At 66.9% G+C, this 17,652-nt stretch carries 16 protein-coding genes; 6 read left to right on the top strand and 10 right to left on the bottom strand.

The genetic code is table 11. From position 1 onward, the window contains the following. Window positions 1-77: 77 nt before the first annotated feature. The 5 genes from ACREPD_RS06375 to ACREPD_RS06355 form a co-directional block, all read right to left on the bottom strand. A complete protein-coding gene (locus tag ACREPD_RS06375; protein ID WP_421566833.1) occupies window positions 78-1,268 on the bottom strand; it encodes a methyl-accepting chemotaxis protein in 1,191 nt (396 codons plus the stop codon). Window positions 1,269-1,386: 118 nt separating this feature from the next. Further along, window positions 1,387-2,001 carry a high frequency lysogenization protein HflD gene (hflD, locus tag ACREPD_RS06370; protein ID WP_431598536.1) on the bottom strand — a complete coding sequence of 205 codons (615 nt, stop codon included), beginning with the start codon at window positions 1,999-2,001 and terminating at the stop codon, window positions 1,387-1,389. Further along, window positions 1,998-3,137: a tRNA 2-thiouridine(34) synthase MnmA gene (mnmA, locus tag ACREPD_RS06365; RefSeq protein ID WP_421566837.1), complete on the bottom strand. Its 1,140-nt coding sequence runs from the start codon at window positions 3,135-3,137 to the stop codon at window positions 1,998-2,000. Before mnmA ends, hflD begins: the two co-directional genes overlap by 4 nt. After that, window positions 3,134-3,595, bottom strand: coding sequence for an NUDIX hydrolase (locus tag ACREPD_RS06360; protein WP_431598535.1), 462 nt, complete (start codon window positions 3,593-3,595; stop codon window positions 3,134-3,136). Before ACREPD_RS06360 ends, mnmA begins: the two co-directional genes overlap by 4 nt. 1 nt (window position 3,596) lies before the next feature. Continuing rightward, a complete protein-coding gene (locus tag ACREPD_RS06355) occupies window positions 3,597-4,061 on the bottom strand; it encodes a hypothetical protein (protein ID WP_431598534.1) in 465 nt (154 codons plus the stop codon). 94 nt (window positions 4,062-4,155) lie between these two features. Between ACREPD_RS06355 and clpS the strand changes: the two genes are divergently transcribed. Both clpS and clpA read left to right on the top strand, forming a co-directional pair. Next, window positions 4,156-4,485, top strand: a complete 330-nt coding sequence (clpS, locus tag ACREPD_RS06350) for an ATP-dependent Clp protease adapter ClpS (RefSeq protein WP_313341811.1) — start codon at window positions 4,156-4,158, stop codon at window positions 4,483-4,485. Window positions 4,486-4,967: 482 nt separating this feature from the next. Next, the gene (gene clpA / locus ACREPD_RS06345) at window positions 4,968-7,250 is read left to right on the top strand and encodes an ATP-dependent Clp protease ATP-binding subunit ClpA (protein WP_421566843.1); all 2,283 of its coding nucleotides are present in this window, start codon (window positions 4,968-4,970) and stop codon (window positions 7,248-7,250) included. A 66-nt stretch (window positions 7,251-7,316) separates the two neighbouring features. Here the strand turns inward: clpA and ACREPD_RS06340 are convergent, their stop codons facing one another. From ACREPD_RS06340 to ACREPD_RS06325, 4 genes are all read right to left on the bottom strand, one after another. After that, window positions 7,317-7,691, bottom strand: a complete 375-nt coding sequence (locus ACREPD_RS06340; RefSeq protein WP_431598533.1) for a hypothetical protein — start codon at window positions 7,689-7,691, stop codon at window positions 7,317-7,319. A gap of 219 nt (window positions 7,692-7,910) precedes the next feature. Further along, entirely contained in the window at window positions 7,911-8,129 is a 219-nt protein-coding gene (gene infA / locus ACREPD_RS06335; protein ID WP_421566847.1) for a translation initiation factor IF-1, read from the bottom strand. 145 nt (window positions 8,130-8,274) lie between these two features. Then, window positions 8,275-9,009: a leucyl/phenylalanyl-tRNA--protein transferase gene (aat, locus tag ACREPD_RS06330; RefSeq protein ID WP_431598532.1), complete on the bottom strand. Its 735-nt coding sequence runs from the start codon at window positions 9,007-9,009 to the stop codon at window positions 8,275-8,277. Continuing rightward, window positions 9,006-10,136, bottom strand: coding sequence for a GNAT family N-acetyltransferase (locus ACREPD_RS06325; protein WP_431598531.1), 1,131 nt, complete (start codon window positions 10,134-10,136; stop codon window positions 9,006-9,008). Before ACREPD_RS06325 ends, aat begins: the two co-directional genes overlap by 4 nt. A gap of 192 nt (window positions 10,137-10,328) precedes the next feature. On the opposite strand from ACREPD_RS06325, the gene ACREPD_RS06320 reads away from it, so the two are divergent. Then, on the top strand, window positions 10,329-11,153 hold the full coding sequence (locus ACREPD_RS06320) for a hypothetical protein (RefSeq protein ID WP_431598530.1): 825 nt from the start codon (window positions 10,329-10,331) through the stop codon (window positions 11,151-11,153). Beyond that, window positions 11,038-11,877: an N-acetylmuramoyl-L-alanine amidase family protein gene (locus ACREPD_RS06315; RefSeq protein WP_431598544.1), complete on the top strand. Its 840-nt coding sequence runs from the start codon at window positions 11,038-11,040 to the stop codon at window positions 11,875-11,877. Before ACREPD_RS06320 ends, ACREPD_RS06315 begins: the two co-directional genes overlap by 116 nt. 71 nt (window positions 11,878-11,948) lie before the next feature. Here the strand turns inward: ACREPD_RS06315 and trxB are convergent, their stop codons facing one another. After that, window positions 11,949-12,920 (bottom strand): thioredoxin-disulfide reductase, encoded by a 972-nt coding sequence (gene trxB / locus ACREPD_RS06310; protein ID WP_431598529.1) that lies wholly within the window; start codon window positions 12,918-12,920, stop codon window positions 11,949-11,951. Window positions 12,921-13,187: 267 nt separating this feature from the next. Between trxB and ACREPD_RS06305 the strand changes: the two genes are divergently transcribed. Both ACREPD_RS06305 and ACREPD_RS06300 read left to right on the top strand, forming a co-directional pair. Then, entirely contained in the window at window positions 13,188-15,554 is a 2,367-nt protein-coding gene (locus ACREPD_RS06305; RefSeq protein ID WP_431598528.1) for a DNA translocase FtsK, read from the top strand. Between the two features lie 183 nt (window positions 15,555-15,737). Beyond that, window positions 15,738-17,609, top strand: a complete 1,872-nt coding sequence (locus tag ACREPD_RS06300; protein WP_431598543.1) for a DUF3857 domain-containing protein — start codon at window positions 15,738-15,740, stop codon at window positions 17,607-17,609. Window positions 17,610-17,652 lie beyond the last annotated feature (43 nt).

Raw genomic sequence — 17,652 nt, 5'->3', positions numbered from 1 at the left:
CGGGGGCGGGGTGAACGCACGAAAGCCCCGGGAGTGCCGGGGCCGTCGTGGATGCCGTTGCCGGCACGGATCAAGGGTCAGAACAGCTCGACCGCGCCAGCGGCCATGCTCTGCTGGCTCACCGGCTTGTGCGGCGGACGCTCCCATTCGCTGCGCATTTCACGCAGGCGGCTGCCGGTGCGCTGCAGGGCGCTGGCAACCTCGGCGTCGAACACGCCGCCATTGCGGTGCAGCAGTTCCTGCAGGGCCACGGCTTCGCGGTTGATCGAGGTCAGGCGGTCCAGGTGGGTGTGCACGCCGCCCAGGGCCTGGGTGGCGATGTCCTCGAACTGCAGGGCGCGCACCGCTTCGGCCACGCTGCTGTCGATGGACCGGCCGCACTCGGAAATCTCGCGCATGCCGTCGCCCAGCGACGCGTTGATCTGGGCCACGTTGTCCAGCATCTGCGCCGCTTCGTGGCGGGCTTCGCGGGAGCGGTCCATGTCGCGGGAGGCCATGTTGGAGACCGTCTCGCGCACCTTGGCGATGGCGTCCTTGGAGCTGTGCGCCAGCTTGCGGATCTGCTCGTTGAAGGTGGTCGAACGCTCGGACAGGTTGCGGACCTCGTCGGCGACCACGGCGAAGCCTCGACCGGCTTCACCGGCACGCGCGGCTTCGATGGCGGCGTTCAGGGCCAGCAGGTTGGTCTGGTCGGCGATCGACTTGACGTCTTCCAGCAGCGCGAAGATGCCATCCAGGTGCTGCGCCATCTGGTCGATGTGCTGCACGGTGGTGCTGCTCTGGCCGCTGACCTGTTCCAGTGCTTCCACCAGCTGTTCCATGCGGTGGCTGGCATGCTGGGCGAAGCGGGCCACGTCGACCCCGGCGCCGCCGTCATCACCGGCGCGGTCCACGATGCGGGCCAATGCCTGGCTCTGCTGGCGGGACTTGCGGTTCATGGCCTCGAAGCTGCCACCCAGGCCGGCCACGGCCTGGCGGATCAGGTCACGGGCGCGTTCGATCTCGCCGCGCGACCCGTCGATTTCGTTGCCGACAAAGGCGCGCAGATCGGTCAGCAGCTGGTCCTGCTCCCGCATCATGCGGGCATGCTCGGGCGAGCGCTGGGTCTGGGCGCGGGCGGTCCACCACGCGAAGCCGAGCCAGCTGAGCGTCATCGTGGTCAGGATCGCCCAGCGCAGAGCGGCGGGCCACTCGAAGCCGATGGCGAAGGGGAGCAGCAGGGTCAGGACCAGGGGGGCGGCCAGACTAGTGAAAATGCGTGAGTACATGGACGTTCTCGGGGAGGTGCACGGAGGATGTATCGGCCGTACCCCCGTTTGCTTTAGGCACAGCGCACATTTTTCGTGCGCCTGCCGTCCGCAGCCACGCATGGCGTGGCTCTACCCGTCAGCGCAGCTGACGGTCAACCGCCTCGATCATCGCCTTGCGCGAAATCAGGAAATCCCAATACTGCCCGCCGGTCTGCCGCCACAGCACCGCCGACCGCACGGCGGCCAGCAGCAGGGCGCGGATCTCGGCGACCACGCCGGCTTGGCCGAGGTAGTGCGGGTTGCCCTGCACCATCACCCGCGGCTTGAGGTGGCTGATGGTGTCGGCATACAGGCCGCCCAGCGCGGCCAGCACGTCCGGATGGGCGCTGTCGCCCAGCTCCACCGACTGGCGCTGGGCGCGTTCGATGCCCTGGCTGACCTGATCGACCACTGCCTGCTCACGGACGAAGCGGCGCTCCAGCTGCAGCACCGCCAGCGCCAGCCGCGGCAACATCTCGTCCTGGCCCTGGTTGCGGAAGTAGTTGTGCAGCAGGCGCAGGCCCGGCGCCACGTTGGTGGCGCTGCCGTAGATCGCCTGCGGGCTGTCGGCGTCGATCCTGAACACGCTGTCGATCGCCGTGCGGACCACGCTGGCCTCGGAATGGCCGGTTTCGGCGATGCGGCGCACCTGCTGCAGCGCCTGGGCGATGCCGGCCAGGGCAAGAACGCGGTCGTCGACGGAAAAACTCATGCAGCAGATACCTCAAAGGGGGAAGGGGTGGTGCGCAGGCGCTGCTCCAGCGGCGCGTCGGTGGCGGCGATCACCGCGCCACCCAGGCAGACCTCGTCGTCATACAGCACCAGGGATTGACCAGGGGTGACGGCGCGCTGCGGGCGTGCGAAGCGCACCTCCAGCGTTCCATCGTCGCGCACCCGCACCGTGCAGGGCTCGTCGGGCTGGCGGTAACGGGTCTGTGCCGTGCACTCGAACTGCCGCGCGGGTGGGGCGCCGGCGATCCAGTGGGCGGTTTCGGAATGCAGCCGGGTGGACTGCAGCCACGGACTCTCGCGGTCCTGGTCCACGTACAGCACGTTGCTGGCCACGTCCTTGCCCACCACGTACCACGGCGCCGCCGGGCGACCGCGCACGCCGCCGATGTTCAGGCCCTCGCGCTGGCCCAGGGTGAAATAGAACACGCCGGGGTGTTCGGCGATGCGGTTGCCGTCCGGGTCCTGGATCTCGCCGGTACGGGCCGGCAGGTAGCGGCCCAGGAACTCGCGGAAGTCGCGCTCGCCGATGAAGCAGATGCCGGTGGAATCCTTCTTGGCATGGGTCGGCAGGCGCGCATCGCGGGCGATCCGGCGCAGGTCGTTCTTCTGCAGGTCGCCGATCGGGAACAGGGTGGCGGCCAGCTGGGTTTGCCCCAGCTGGTGCAGGAAGTAGCTCTGGTCCTTGCTGCGGTCGGCCCCGCGCAGCAGTGCCCAACGCCCGCCCAGCTGCGCCACGCGGGCGTAATGGCCGGTGGCGATGCGTTCGGCGCCCAGCTCGCGGGCGGCATCCAGGAAGTGCTTGAACTTCACCTCGCGGTTGCACAGCACGTCCGGGTTGGGGGTGCGCCCGGCCGCGTACTCGGCCAGGAAGTGCTCGAACACGCCCGCCCAGTATTCGCCGGAGAAATCGCGGAAATGGAACGGGATGCCGAGCAGGCCGCAGACCGCCACGGCGTCGCGGCGGTCGTCCTCGGCGCGGCAGTCGCCGCTGCCGTCATCGGCCCAGTTCTGCATGAACAAGCCGGCCACGGGCTCGCCCTGCTGCACCAGGCGCCACGCCGCCACCGACGAATCCACGCCGCCGGAGACGCCCACCATGATCCGCGGCGTGCTCATGCGGTCTCCTTCACGAGCGACAGCGGGTGGCGCTGGCCGGCCAGATAGTCGGCCACCACCGCCCACACCAGCGGGCTGCGCAGGCGCGCGGCATCGGCCTGCAGGGCCTCGGGTGCCAGCCACAGCGCGCGCAGAATCCCGGCGTCCAGCGCACGCGCCGGGTCGTGCGAGACCGGTTCGGCCGCGTAGGCGAAGCGCAGGAACGGCGTGCCGTCCGGTGCGGTCCATTGGTAGGTACCGATGAAGGCGGTCAACGCCACCGTCCAGCCGGTCTCTTCCAGGGTCTCGCGCACGGCGGCTGCCGCCAGGCTTTCGCCCGGTTCCCGGTGGCCGGCCGGCTGGTTGAGCACGGCACGGCCGTCAATGGATTCCTCCACCAGCAACAGCTGCCCGTCGCGCACCACGACGGTGGCCACGGTGACGTGCGGTGCCCAGCGCGGGTCCTGCGCGGCGTTCACCTCAGTATTCGTCCGTCTTGGTGAGTTCGGCTTCCATCGCGTCGGCGGTGCGCATGGCCGCGTCGATCGCGTCGCTGAGCGCGTCGGCGCTGGCGTTGGCATCGACCTTGACCACGAACATGGCCAATTGGTCCTGCTTGACCCAGGCGCCCAGCTTGGCGTCCTGGGAGTCCTCCAGCAGGCGGTTGGCCACGGCGGCCGAGAACTGCTTGCCCGGCGCGCTGTAGCCCGGCGACCAGATCTCGCGGATCCTGTGCTTGCCGAATTCCTCGACCGCCGAGCGCACGAACACCAGCTGGGTGCGGTCGCCCTCAACGTCGAAGACCATCTTGTAGTCGCCGTCCTCGTCCACTTCATAGGGGTACTTCAGCGTGTCCAGCACGCGGCCGACGGCCTTGTCGGGCGCAGCGGCCTGGGCCCCGAAGACGGTGGCGGTCAGCAGCAGCGCGGTGGCGATCCTTTTCATGAAATCCCTGTGAAAGTGTGTACGGATGAGTGGATTGTGACGGGGGCAGGGGGGCAACGTCCAATCTGGCCGGTCCGGCGTTTATAATGTCCGGATGCCCCGCGAGCCCTCCCAAGAACCTCATCACGACCACGGCGTAGCGCTGGAACCGGCCCGGCCGGAGGTCGCGCCGCCGCCGTTCTACCAGGTCATGCTGTTGAACGACGACTACACCCCGATGGATTTCGTGGTGACCGTGCTGCAGAGCTTCTTCGCCATGGACCTGGACAAGGCCACCCAGGTGATGCTCCACGTCCACACCCGTGGCCGCGGCGTATGCGGGGTGTTTACCCGCGAAGTGGCCGAGTCCAAGGTCGCCCAGGTCAACGAATTCTCGCGCATGAACCAGCATCCGCTGCTGTGCACGATGGAAAAGACCGGGTAAATCGGGTTCCCGCCGCCCCGGTTGATTGATCCCGATCCCAATGGGCCCGTGCCAATTCGTAGCCCCGAAGGGAATGGCAGGAGCCATTCCCAACGGCGCAACGCGCCGGCCCGAAGGGTGCCCGCCAGGACGGCGGGCATAACGTTGGCCGGACACCGCGCGCAGCGCGGCACAAGTATCCGAAGCGAACGGATCAACGGCTGGGACAATGCATCCGACGTGTAGACCCGCCGAAGCCGACCGGTGGCCGTTCCAAGCCCTTCAGCCCGTCCATGATGGGAAAGGGTACCGGGGGCCGCCTGCGGGCGGGGGTGCCTGCAATGGGTCAATGACGTCGCCATCACGGGTGGACTGCCAATGCTGGCGGTGTCTGGGGCATGATCGTGGAAGTGATAACGCCATCTGAACGCACCGATCCGCTAGGGTGATGGAAATTGCGCTGCAAGGCCGCATATTGTTCTCAACTGCCGCCGGAGTAGAACATGTTCAGTAAAGACCTCGAACACACCATCGGTCAGTGCTACAAGCGCGCCCGTGAGGCCCGGCATGAGTTCATGACGGTGGAACACCTGCTCTTGGCACTGCTCGACAACCCGTCCGCCCAAGCCGTGCTCAAGGCCTGCGGGGCTGACGCCGAACGCCTGCGCCAGGAACTGGAGCAGGCCATCGAGGCCTCGGTCTCGCGCCTGGCCGAAGACGATGGCCGCGATACGCAACCCACGCTGGGCTTCCAGCGCGTGCTGCAGCGGGCCGTCTACCACGTGCAGTCTTCGGGCAAGAAGGAGGTCACCGGCGCCAATGTGCTGGTCGCCATCTTCGGCGAAAAGGACTCGCACGCGGTCTATTACCTCAACCAGCAGGATGTGACCCGGCTGGATATCGTCAATTACCTCTCCCATGGCATCGCCAAGCTGGGGGAGGATGGCGAAGTGCCGCCGTCGGCCGATGCCGAGGGGCGGGCCGAAGGGGGCGATGGCGAAGGCAAGGGCGATGCCCTGGCCGAGTTCGCCAGCAACCTCAACGAGGCCGCGCGCAATGGCCGGATCGACCCGCTGGTCGGCCGCCGCGACGAAATCGAACGCACCATCCAGGTCCTGTGCCGCCGCCGCAAGAACAACCCGCTCTACGTGGGCGAGGCCGGCGTGGGCAAGACCGCCATCGCCGAAGGCCTGGCCAAGCGCATCGTGGAAGGCTCGGTGCCCGACGTGCTGGCCGATGCGGTCATCTACTCGCTCGACCTGGGTGCGCTGGTGGCGGGCACCAAGTACCGCGGCGACTTCGAGAAGCGGCTCAAGGGCGTGCTCACCGCGCTGAAGAAGATGCCCAATGCGGTGCTGTTCATCGATGAGATCCACACCATCATCGGCGCCGGTTCGGCGTCGGGTGGCACCATGGACGCCTCCAACCTGATCAAGCCGGCGCTGGCGTCGGGCGAGCTGCGCTGCATCGGCTCGACCACCTTCCAGGAATACCGCGGCATCTTCGAGAAGGACCGGGCCCTGGCCCGTCGTTTCCAGAAGATCGACATCGTCGAGCCGACGGTGGGCGAGACCTATGAAATCCTGCAGGGCCTCAAGCCACGCTACGAGGCGCACCACGGCGTGACCTACGCCGACGATGCGCTGCAGGCGGCGGTCGACCTGTCGGTCAAGCACATCGGCGACCGGCTGCTGCCGGACAAAGCGATCGACGTGATCGACGAGGCCGGCGCGCGCCAGCGGCTGCTGCCCGAGGGTGAGCGCAAGGAGCTGATCGACATCGAGGAAATCGAGACGATCGTGGCCAAGATGGCGCGCATCCCGGCCAAGCAGGTCAGCGCTACCGACAAGGATGTGCTGCAGCACCTGGAGCGCAACCTGAAGATGGTGATCTTCGGCCAGGATCCGGCGATCGAGACCCTGGCGTCGGCGATCAAGCTCGCGCGTTCCGGGCTGGCCAACCCCGAAAAGCCGATCGGCAACTTCCTGTTCGCCGGCCCCACCGGCGTGGGCAAGACCGAGGTGACCAAGCAGCTGGCGCTGCAGCTGGGCATCGAGCTGGTCCGCTTCGACATGAGCGAGTACATGGAGCCGCATTCGATCAGCCGCCTGATCGGTGCGCCTCCGGGCTATGTCGGCTTCGACCAGGGCGGCCTGCTCACCGAGAAGATCGTCAAGACCCCGCACTGCGTGCTGTTGCTGGACGAGGTGGAGAAGGCCCATCCGGACATCTTCAACATCCTGCTGCAGGTCATGGACCGTGGCGTGCTGACCGACACCAACGGCCGCGAGGCCAACTTCAAGAACGTGGTGCTGGTGATGACCACCAATGCCGGCGCGGCCCAGGCCTCGCGGCGTTCGATCGGCTTCACCCGGCAGGATCACGCCACCGACGCGATGGAGATCATCCGCAAGAGCTTCACGCCGGAATTCCGCAACCGCCTTGATGCGGTGGTGCAGTTCCAGCCGCTGGGCTTCGAGCATATCCTGCGCGTAGTGGACAAGTTCCTGATCGAGCTGGAGATGCTGCTGCAGGAAAAGCACGTCAGCCTGTCGGCCACCCCGACCGCGCGCGACTGGCTGGCCCGCCACGGCTTCGACCCGCTGATGGGTGCCCGCCCGATGGCGCGCGTGATCCAGGACAAGGTCAAGCGTCCGTTGGCCGACGAGCTGCTGTTCGGCAAGCTGGTCAACGGCGGGCGCGTCAGCATCGACGTGCGCGACGACGAGCTGTTCGTCGAGACCCAGGCCGAGCCGGAGCGTCGCCTGCCGGCCACGGTGGAATAAGGGCAGGTCACCACCGTTGGTGGTGACGCGATCAAAAAAGCGCCCAAACGGGCGCTTTTTTTGTGCTCAACGCCGCGCCCGGTTCGCAAATGCCTCGGCGGTGATCGGCTCGAGGGTGCTCACCGCGCAGCTCTGCTGGTCGGTGCGCAGCTTGCTGGCGCGGGCGCCGCACAGTTGGCCCTCGTTGCCGGGCGTGACGAATTTCAGCGTGCGCGAGAAGCTCGCGCTGCTGCAGGAGTTGGCGAAATGGACGATGTAATGGTCGCTGCCGTTGCGCAGCAGAATGCTGCTGTCGGCACCATTGCGGACCAGCAGCTGGTCGCTGGAGAGGGTGATGCAGTCCGACCCGGGCTGCGCGGCCGGTGCGGGTGCGGTCTGGGCCGATGCCGCGCCGGCCAGGCAGGAGGCGGCAAGCAGGCACGCGGTAATCAAGGTCTTCATGACAGAGCCAGGCGATGACGATCCGGAGTGGATCGGACGCCACCATGCGCCAGTACGGTCGCGGACGAATCTGCACCAAGGCAGCCTGACCGTCGGCAGGGTGAAGAGGGTCAGGGTGCCGCTTGGCAGGGCCGGGTGGCTGAATAGTGCCCACGCAAAAAGGCCAGCGTATAGCCGGCCTTCAGGCGTGACTTCTGTTGGGAAGTCGCCCCGTACCGCTTACTTCATGCGGTAGGTGATGCGACCCTTGGTCAGGTCGTAGGGGGTCATTTCGACCTTGACCTTGTCGCCCGTCAGAATACGGATGTAGTTCTTGCGCATGCGGCCGGAAATATGGGCGACGATGATGTGCCCGTTTTCCAGTTGGACGCGGAAAGTGGTGTTAGGCAGCGTCTCTTTGACGGTGCCTTCGAACTCGATGGAGTCGTCTTTCGACATGTAGTCCTGTGCAGTTCAATAAACGGCCGAGCTGGCCTTAAGAGCGGGCATTTTACGCGCACTTCCCCTTGGATGCAAAGTTTGTGTTAACTGCCCGTGCGGCGGGCGCGCCGGCCGTTGGCCGGCCTTCACAATATCGGGCGACTCAGGCCAACGACGCGGCGGAAAACGCCCCGAACCGCTCCGTCCAGGTCCCGGCCGGCTCAACGGCATTCACCTGCTCGCGCACCACCCCCAGGAAACGCTCCCGCGGCCAATGCTCCGCGCCCATCCGCAGCAGATGGTCGTTTTCCACCTGCGCATCGATCAATGGCCAGCCCCACGCGCGCAAGCGGTGGGCGAGCCCCGCCAGCGCCACCTTGGAGCCACCGCTGGCGGCGCTGAACATGCTTTCGCCGAAGAACATCCGGCCGATGGCCACACCGTAGATCCCACCCACCAGCCTGTCGCCGTCGAATACCTCGACCGAATGCGCGTAGCCCAGCGCATGCAGCTCCACATAGGCCTCGACCATGGCGGCGGTGATCCACGTGCCGTCCTGGCCGGGCCGGGGGCTGGCTGCGCAGGCTTCCATGACCTGACCGAAGCGGGTGTCGGCGCGCAGGGTCCAGGTGCTGGAGCGCAGGCTGCGGCGAAACCGTGCCGACAGATGCACGCCATCGGTGCGGAACACCATGCGCGGGTCCGGCGACCACCACAGCAGCGGTTGCCCCTCCGAGAACCATGGGAAGACGCCGCCGGCGTAGGCGTTGAGCAGCCGCACCGGGGACAGGTCGCCGCCTACCGCCAGCAGCCCATCCGGATCTCGCAGGGCCGTTTCAGCCGGGGGGAACGGCGCATCGGGGCGGTCCTCCAACAACCACGGCAGGTGTCGGCTCATACGGCGTCCGGGGCCTTGAACGGGCTGTGCGCGGCCAGCGTGTTGGCATACTGCGCGACCTCGGCGCGTTCCTGCCGGCACCAGCCGGCCAGTGCGGCCGCGAAGTCCGGCTCGGCGATCCAGTGGCGGCTGCGCACGGTATGCGGCAGGAAGCCGCGTGCTAGCTTGTGCTCGCCCTGCGCGCCCGGCTCGAACCGGCTCAGGCCTTCGCGCAGGCAGTAGGCGATGCCCTGGTAGTAGCAGGTCTCAAAGTGCAGGCCGGGCAGGGTGGTGCCGCCCCAGTAACGGCCATACAGCGTGTCGCCGCCGCGCAGGCACAGCGCGCCGGCCACGGGCGCGTCGTCGAGCATTGCCAGAAAGATCACCACCTGGCGCGGCATCACCCTGGCCATGTGGTGCAGGAACGGCAGGGTCAGTGCCGGTGAGTTGCCGTACTCGCTGAAGGTCTGCAGGTAGAACTGGTGCATGGCCTGCAGGTCGGCCTCGGTGGCCTCATCGCCATGCACGATCCGGTAGGTGACGCCGGTGCGGGCCAGCTTCGCGCGTTCCTGGCGGATGTTCTTGCGGTGCTTGTGGTCCATCGCGGCCAGGAAGCCGTCGAAGTCCTGCCAGTGGCCCGGGTTGTGCCACTGGAACTGGATGTCCTCGCGCAGCAGCCAGTCGGCGCCGAACGCCGGGTCGTCGGCGGCGGGGTGGAAGTTGATGTGGGCCGACGACCAGCCCATGCGTGCAACCTCGCTTCGCAGCGCCTGGACCAGGTGCTGCCGCGTGGTGTCGTCTGCGGCCAGCAGGCGCGGTCCGGTCACGGGCGAATACGGCACCGCGCCCAGCCATTTCGGGAAGTACGCCAGCCCGTGCCGCTCGTAGGCATGGGCCCAGGCATGGTCAAACACGAACTCGCCGTGCGAGTTGTCCTTCAGGTAGCCGGGGATGGCCGCGCGCAGCGACTCGCCGTCCCACAGCGTGAAGTGCCGGGGGCGCCAGCCCCATTCCGTGCGCAGGCAGCCGTGCTCCTCCAGCCCGGAAAGAAAGGCGTGGCTGACAAACGGGTTGCGGCCGTCGTGCAGGGCGTCCCAGTCGGCGGCGGGGATGTCGGACAGGCGATGGAGAAAGCGTGGATCGGGCATGGCTAGAGGATAGGGCAGGGCGATCGGAAAGGGGTGATTTCAGGCGAGGTCGATGGGGTTCTGGAATGCGATCAGAACTTTGTTCGGTGACGCGGGAAAAGCGTGCGTTGGCGCGCTTAACCGAGGGCGTGAAGCGCGCAGATTGCGCGAACGCATCCGGTGATGCGCCAACGACTTTCAAGGAGAGGCACGATGGTAAGAAAGCACCTACCGCTGATTGCGGCGAGTTTTGGAGTGATGCTGGTGGCCGGCGGCGCTGCTGGGTCACAGGCAGTGCCAGCGGTTGGTTCCGGCAACCCATTGCCACAGGTGATGGTGGCGCCCGTCGCATCTCAGCACGTCCGCGATGCGGAGCTGGATGCTGTTCTCACGGTCGAGGCCCAGCGCATCCTCGATGCCATCGAGTTGATCGAAGGGCAGCAACGGGAGGGGGTGGCCATCGCATCTGCCGATACGGAGAGTGGGGTCGTCACAGTGCAGCTGCCTGCGACGTTCCTGCCGGATGATTACGGTGCCGGGTTCGAGGATCAGCTCGATCAGTTCCGCACCAGCGTTGTTTTTCTGGCGGGTAAGGCACTGGATGTTTCCGAAGTGCGCTTCCTGTTCGACGGGCGCTCCATCGAGGAGCACTTTCCAGAATTGGTGGAAGAGGAGCGGGAAGCGAGGGCAGGAATGGCAGTGCGCGCAGATGAAGGGGGCGTAGCGTTCGTCGCAGCATCACACGGGCTGTATTTTCACCATGGCTACCGGGATTGGCGGGTCCAGCGGCCATCGCCCCAAGGGGTGCAGGAGGACTTCATTACGCCCTCCTACGCCGACGAGCTCCAGCGACTCCTGGAGGAGCGCGCGTCGGTTCGTGTTGTGCGCCCGCGCGTGGGCAGTAATGGCGTACACGCCGAGAGTGGTCAGGAATGGTGGAAGCTTGCCGCCCGATATCACATCAAGGAAATGTATCCGCAGCAGACACGGATCTGGAACTCAAAAGGCGATTGGATCTGGCCTCCGCGACTACGATGAGGACATCAACAGTCGTCCGCTTCTGGCCAACCACCTTGGTTCCAACGTAGCAATCCACCTGCACACGAACGGGAATGATTTCCCCCAGCCGAGGGGTGTCGAGGTCGTCGCCCAGCCGGGGAGGCCCGAAGATGCGAGATTGGCGTCGGCGGTGCTGTGCAGCATGCAGGAGCAGGTGCGGAGCATACCCAGCTATGCAGCGTTCCCATTCGCGGCGCGCCCGGTGTTCGTCAGTAAGGGGGAGAACCGGCTTGCCAGGATGCCGTCGGTCATCGTTGAAGTCGCGTACCACTCGAACCCGGACGATGCGGCAGCGCTTCAGGATCCCGCGTTTCGTTCTGCGTCGATGAAAGGCGTAGAGAAGGGGTACCGCCTGTTCCGTGACGGAAAATCCTGCGAGCCCTTCGTGCTGCAGCCCATTCCCGATGTCTCGCTGGCTACGGGTGCATCGCAGGAGATCGCGCTACCCTTCGCCGGCCATCCGCAGTTCCCGGTCACGATGGAGTTCACGACCGCCAACTGCAGCAGTCCGGGCGCCTGCAGGCCCAGCAGGACCACATTCGATGATCCGAATGCACCCATCGCCGTAGTGATGCGCTGCGCGGGCAATCTGGCCGGCACGGCCCGCTGGAGCGTGGTCTTGCGCGATGTGGATGGTGTGGCGACGGCGCCGGTCGAGTTCCAGCAGACCTGTTCCAGGCCGGGTGCGCCGCCAGCAGCGTAACTGGAGTGCGGCGCAAAAAAACGGCCGGCGATTTCTCGCCGGCCTTTTGGGCTGAAGCGGGGCGTCTGGGCTCAGCCCAGCTCGCCCTTCGCATCCAGGTAGCGCTCGGCGTCCAGCGCGGCCATGCAGCCGAAGCCGGCCGAGGTGATCGCCTGGCGGTAATGCTGGTCGGCCACGTCGCCGGCGGCGAACACGCCTTCCACCGAGGTCTCGGTGGCGTTGCCGCCCAGGCCCGAACGGATGTCCAGGTAGCCGTTGTTCATGGTCAGCTGGCCGTCGAACAGGCTGGTGTTGGGGTGGTGGCCGATGGCCACGAAGAAGCCGTGGGCGTCGATGTCGCGGGTGCTGCCATCCAGGGTGGACTTCACGCGCACGCCGGTGACGCCGGCCTCGTTGCCCAGCACTTCCTCGACCTGGTGGTGCCACACGGTCTCGATCTTGCCGGAGGCGACCTTGGCGAACAGCTTGTCCTGCATGATCTTTTCCGCCTTCAGCGTGTCGCGGCGGTGGACCAGGTAGACCTTGCGGGCGATGTTGGACAGGTACAGCGCCTCTTCCACGGCGGTGTTGCCGCCGCCGACCACGACCACGTCCTGGTCGCGGTAGAAGAAGCCGTCACAGGTGGCGCAGGCCGACACACCGCGACCCTTGAAGGCCTCTTCGGTCGGAATGCCCAGGTACTTGGCCGTCGCACCGGTGGCGATGATGAGCGCGTCGCAGGTGTACTCGGCGCTGTCGCCGATCAGCGTGAACGGGCGCTTGGAGAGGTCGGCGGTGTGGATGTGGTCGAAGATCACCTCGGTCTCGAAGCGCTCGGCATGGGCCTGCATGCGTGCCATCAGGTCCGGACCCATCAGGCCGTGCGCGTCGCCCGGCCAGTTGTCCACCTCGGTAGTGGTCATCAGCTGGCCGCCCTGCTGCAGGCCGGTGATGACGACCGGCTTCAGGTTGGCACGCGCGGCGTAGACCGCGGCGGTCCAGCCGGCGGGGCCGGAGCCGAGGATGACGAGCTTCTGGTGGCGGGAAGGCTTGGAATTGCTCATGTAGACTCGCAAAGAGATGACGGGGCGGGGCGCTGGCGGAACATTGCCGGGCGTCCAAGACAGGTCATAGAGTGGCGGCAGGGGCGGGCTGATTCAAGGCGAGCGGTGGAACGGCGCAACCCGGTGGGGTGGTCGATCGCTGGCGCGCCGGGGATTTGACGCTTGCCGGCGCCTCCGGGTGTACCGACCAAGGTCGGTACCTACCTTGGGGGGCGTCAGTCGTTTATTATCAAGCACTAACAGTGCATTCCCAAGGTCTGGTCTAAGGTGGCGAAGCAGGTCCCGGAACGAACCAAGTCTCCCGACGGCAAAGCGGCGTCGCGCCGTGCTGCGGCTGCGGCGCCGGTCGAAAACCCGCGCAAGCAGCGCCTGTGGCGCGATCTTGGGCTGATCGCCATTGCCCCGGCGCTGCTGTACCTGGTGGCCAGTCTGTTCACCTATTCGGCCGCCGACCCCGGCTGGTCGCACACCGGCAGCGTGGTCGCGCCGATCCACAACATGGGCGGGCGCGTAGGCGCCTGGATCGCCGACGTGCTGCTGCAGCTGTTTGGCTATATCGCGTTCGTGCTGCCCATCGTGCTCGGCGCGCTGGCCTGGTTCGCGATGTTCGGGCTCAAGCGCGAGAGCAAGGGCGAGCACGATCTGGACCCGGCGCTGCGCCTGGTCGGTCTGGTCGGCTTCCTGATTGCCGGCACGGGCTTCCTGCACCTGCGGCTGTTCAGCGGCGACGTCGCACATGCCGGTGGCATCCTCGGTCGGCTGGTCGGCAACTCGCTCAGCGCCGGCTTCGGCGCGCTGGGCGCCAACATGTTCGTGCTGGTGCTGCTGCTGGCGTCGATCACCCTGGCCACGGGCATTTCGTGGTTCGTGGTGATGGAGAAGATCGGCCGCGCGGTACTGGCCTTGCCGCCCCTGCTCAACAAGAAGAAGGAGCAGGCCAACGAATGGCAGCAGACCCGCGCGATGCGCGAGGAGCGCCAGGAAGTGCGCAAGGTCGACGCCGAGGTGCGCGCCAAGCGCGAGCCGGTCAAGATCGAGCCGCGCCCCGAGCCGGTGCTGGAGAAGAGCGACCGCGCCAAGCGCGAGACCCAGATCCCGATGTTCCGCGGGGTCAATGGCGATGGCTCGGACCTGCCGCCACTGGCACTGCTGGACGATCCCAAGCCGCAGCCCAAGGGCTACGACGAGGAGACGCTGGAGACGCTGTCGCGCCAGATCGAATTCAAGCTCAAGGACTTCCGCATCGAGGCCCAGGTGGTCGGCGCCTATCCGGGCCCGGTGATCACCCGGTTCGAGATCGAGCCGGCGCCGGGCATCAAGGTCAGCCAGATCAGTTCGCTGGACAAGGACATCGCCCGCGGCCTGTCGGTGAAGTCGGTGCGCGTGGTCGATGTGATTCCGGGCAAGTCGGTGGTGGGCCTGGAAATCCCGAACGTCACCCGCGAGATGATCTACCTCTCCGAGCTGCTGCGTTCGAAGGAATACGACAAGTCCACCAGCCCGCTGACCCTGGCGCTGGGCAAGGACATCGCCGGCCGCCCGACCGTGGCCGATCTGGCGCGCATGCCGCACCTGCTGGTCGCCGGTACCACCGGTTCGGGCAAGTCGGTGGCGGTCAACGCCATGGTGCTGAGCCTGCTGTACAAGGCCTCGCCGAAAGACCTGCGGATGCTGATGATCGACCCGAAGATGCTCGAACTGAGCGTCTACCAGGGTATTCCGCACCTGCTGGCACCGGTGGTCACCGACATGAAGGAGGCCGCCAACGGCCTGCGCTGGTGCGTGGCCGAGATGGAGCGGCGTTACAAGCTGATGAGCGCGGTGGGCGTGCGCAACCTGGCCGGCTTCAACAAGAAGGTGAAGGACGCCGAGGACGCCGGCCAGCCGCTGATGGACCCGCTGTTCAAGCCGAACCCGGAACTGGGCGAGGCGCCGCGGCCGCTGGAGACGCTGCCGTTCATCGTGATCTTCATCGACGAATTCGCCGACATGATGATGATCGTCGGCAAGAAGGTCGAAGAGCTCATCGCGCGCCTGGCACAGAAGGCGCGTGCGGCGGGCATCCACTTGATCCTGGCTACCCAGCGCCCGTCGGTGGACGTCATCACCGGCCTGATCAAGGCCAATATCCCTACGCGTATCGGCTTCCAGGTCAGTTCGAAAATCGACTCGCGCACCATCCTGGACCAGTCCGGCGCCGAGACGCTGCTGGGCCACGGCGACATGCTGTACCTGCCGCCGGGCACCGCGCTGCCGGACCGTGTCCACGGCGCGTTCGTGTCGGACGAGGAAGTGCACCGCGTGGTCGAGCACCTCAAGGCCAGCGGGCCGGCCGATTACATCAGCGGCGTGCTGGATGAAGTGCAGATGATGGGCGATGGCGTCGTGGTCGGCGCCGGTGGCCTGCCCGAAGCCAGTGGCGGGGCAGGCGACGAGTCCGACCCGCTGTACGACGAGGCGCTGCGCATCGTGACCGAGACCCGCCGCGCGTCGATCTCCGGCGTGCAGCGCCGGCTCAAGATCGGCTACAACCGCGCCGCGCGCCTGATCGAGGCGATGGAAGCGGCCGGCGTGGTCAGCCCGCCCGAGCACAACGGCGACCGCAGCGTGCTGGCCCCGCCGCCCCCCAAATAACGGGGCACCTGGCCACACAAGCGGTAGAGCCACCCCATGGGTGGCTGCACCATCCGTAATGCACACCCAAGGATCGACATGAACCGCATGAAATGGATGACGGTGTGCGCAGCAGCATGGCTCCCGCTGCAGCTCTGCGCCCAGACCACCGCACCGGTCCAGGTGCCGGTACCGGTGCCAGCCATGGCCCCCGCGCCCACCCCCGCGTCGCCGGCCCCCGCCAGCGACACCCAGGCCAGCAACAACTACAGCTTCGTGCGCTACCGGGCCGATTACGTGGTGCGGCCGGACGCCGGCAACGTGCAGACCGAGGAATACGAGATCCTGCTCAAGACCAAGGCCGCGGTCGAGCAGTTCAGCCAGGTGCGGCTTAGCTACAGCGAGAAGATGGAAACGCTGGAGGTGCTGTCGGCCTACACGCTCACCGCCGACGGGCAGCGCCGCGACGTGCCGGCCGACCGCATCTACACCCAGGAAAGCTATTCCAGCGCGGCGGCGGCCATGTATGCCGACCGCAAGGTGCGGGTGGTGGTGTTCCCGAACCTGGCGCCGGGCACGCGGGTGGTCTACCAGACCCGTCGCACCCAGACCACGCCGTACTTCCCGGGCTACTTCGGCCTGTGGGAAACCTTCAGCGTGTTTGCCCAGTACGACGATGCACAGGTGACCCTGACCGCACCATTGAACCTGCCCATGTACGTGCAGGCACGCGGCGTGGAGGGCGGTACGTCGCCGAAGCGCCGTGACGGCCAGGCCAGCTGGACATGGCGCTACCGCCGCCCGGATCCGATGCAGGTGCAGAACTGGTCGGCGGCCGCGTGGGAATTCAGCCCCACCATCATGGCCAGCACCTACCGCGACTGGTCACAGGTGGCACGCGCCTACCAGGTGAAGGGTGGCGAGGCGGCGCGCGTGACGCCGGGCATCCAGGCGCTGGCCGACGAAGTCACCCGCGGCATCGACGACCGCCGCGAGCAGGCCGCCGCGCTGTACCGCTGGGTCTCGCAGAACATCCGTTATGTGGCGGTGTATCTCGGCAACGGCGGGCTGGAGCCCAACCCGGCGCAGAGCATCCTCGACAACCATTACGGCGACTGCAAGGACCATGTGGTGATTCTGGAGGCATTGCTCGCCGCCCGTGGCATCGACAGCACCCCGGTGCTGATCGGCGCCGGCGGCGGGCCCACCCTGCCGGCCATTCCGCTGCTGGGGCGCTTCAATCACGCCATCACCTATGTCCCGGAGTTCGACCTGTATCTGGACTCCACCAGCGCCTATGCGCGGTTCGGCCAGCTGCCGGAAGGTGACCTGAGCGCGCCGGTGCTGCACACCCGCCAGGCCACCGTGGCCCGCACGCCGGACAACAATGCCGCACGCAACGGCAGCGGTTTCGAGGTCACGTTCCACTTCGACCCCACTGGCAGCCTCTCGGGCCAGACCGTGCAGCAGCCGCGCGAAGTTGCCGAGATCGGTCTGCGTAGCTCGTTCGCGCGCCTCAATGCGCAGAACCGCGCGCGCGTGGAGGAGTCGATCATGGCCTCGTCGGGCTTCGATGGCAGTGGCACGCTCACCCTGCTGGGCGACCCGCAGGATCTGACCCGTCCGTTCAACTACCGCTACGACTTCCACGCCAGCGACTACGTGGACTTCGGTGTGGTCGGCGGGATGACGCTGCCGGATGCGCCGGGCGGCGACTCGTTCCGCGACATCTACACCACGACCTCCGCGCCCGGGAACGACACCCCGTTCTACTGCAACGACAACGAGCGCGAGGAGACCTACCGGCTGGAGTTCCCGTCCGGCGTGCCGATCGTGGCGATGCCGCGCAACCTGCAGTTCCGCAATGCGGCCGGCGAGTACGCGCTGACGTGGTCGCGCGAGGGGCAGGCGGTCGTGGCCCGTCACCGGCTGCACCAGAACGCGGTGCGTGGGCCGGATGCGCTGTGCCAGCCGGGCGACTATGCTGCCTTCCGCGAGCTGTACCAGCAGGTCCGCCGCGGCTTCCGCGGGCAGGTGGTCTACGGCGACCTGCGCACGGTTCAGGCCGGCCCCTGATTGCCCATTCAGGATGGCATCGGCACACTGTCGGCCATCTCCA

Origin of the sequence: Stenotrophomonas sp. (assembly GCF_050737075.1) — a bacterium.
GTDB lineage: Bacteria > Pseudomonadota > Gammaproteobacteria > Xanthomonadales > Xanthomonadaceae > Stenotrophomonas.
This window is presented reverse-complemented; position numbering and strand designations above follow the sequence as displayed.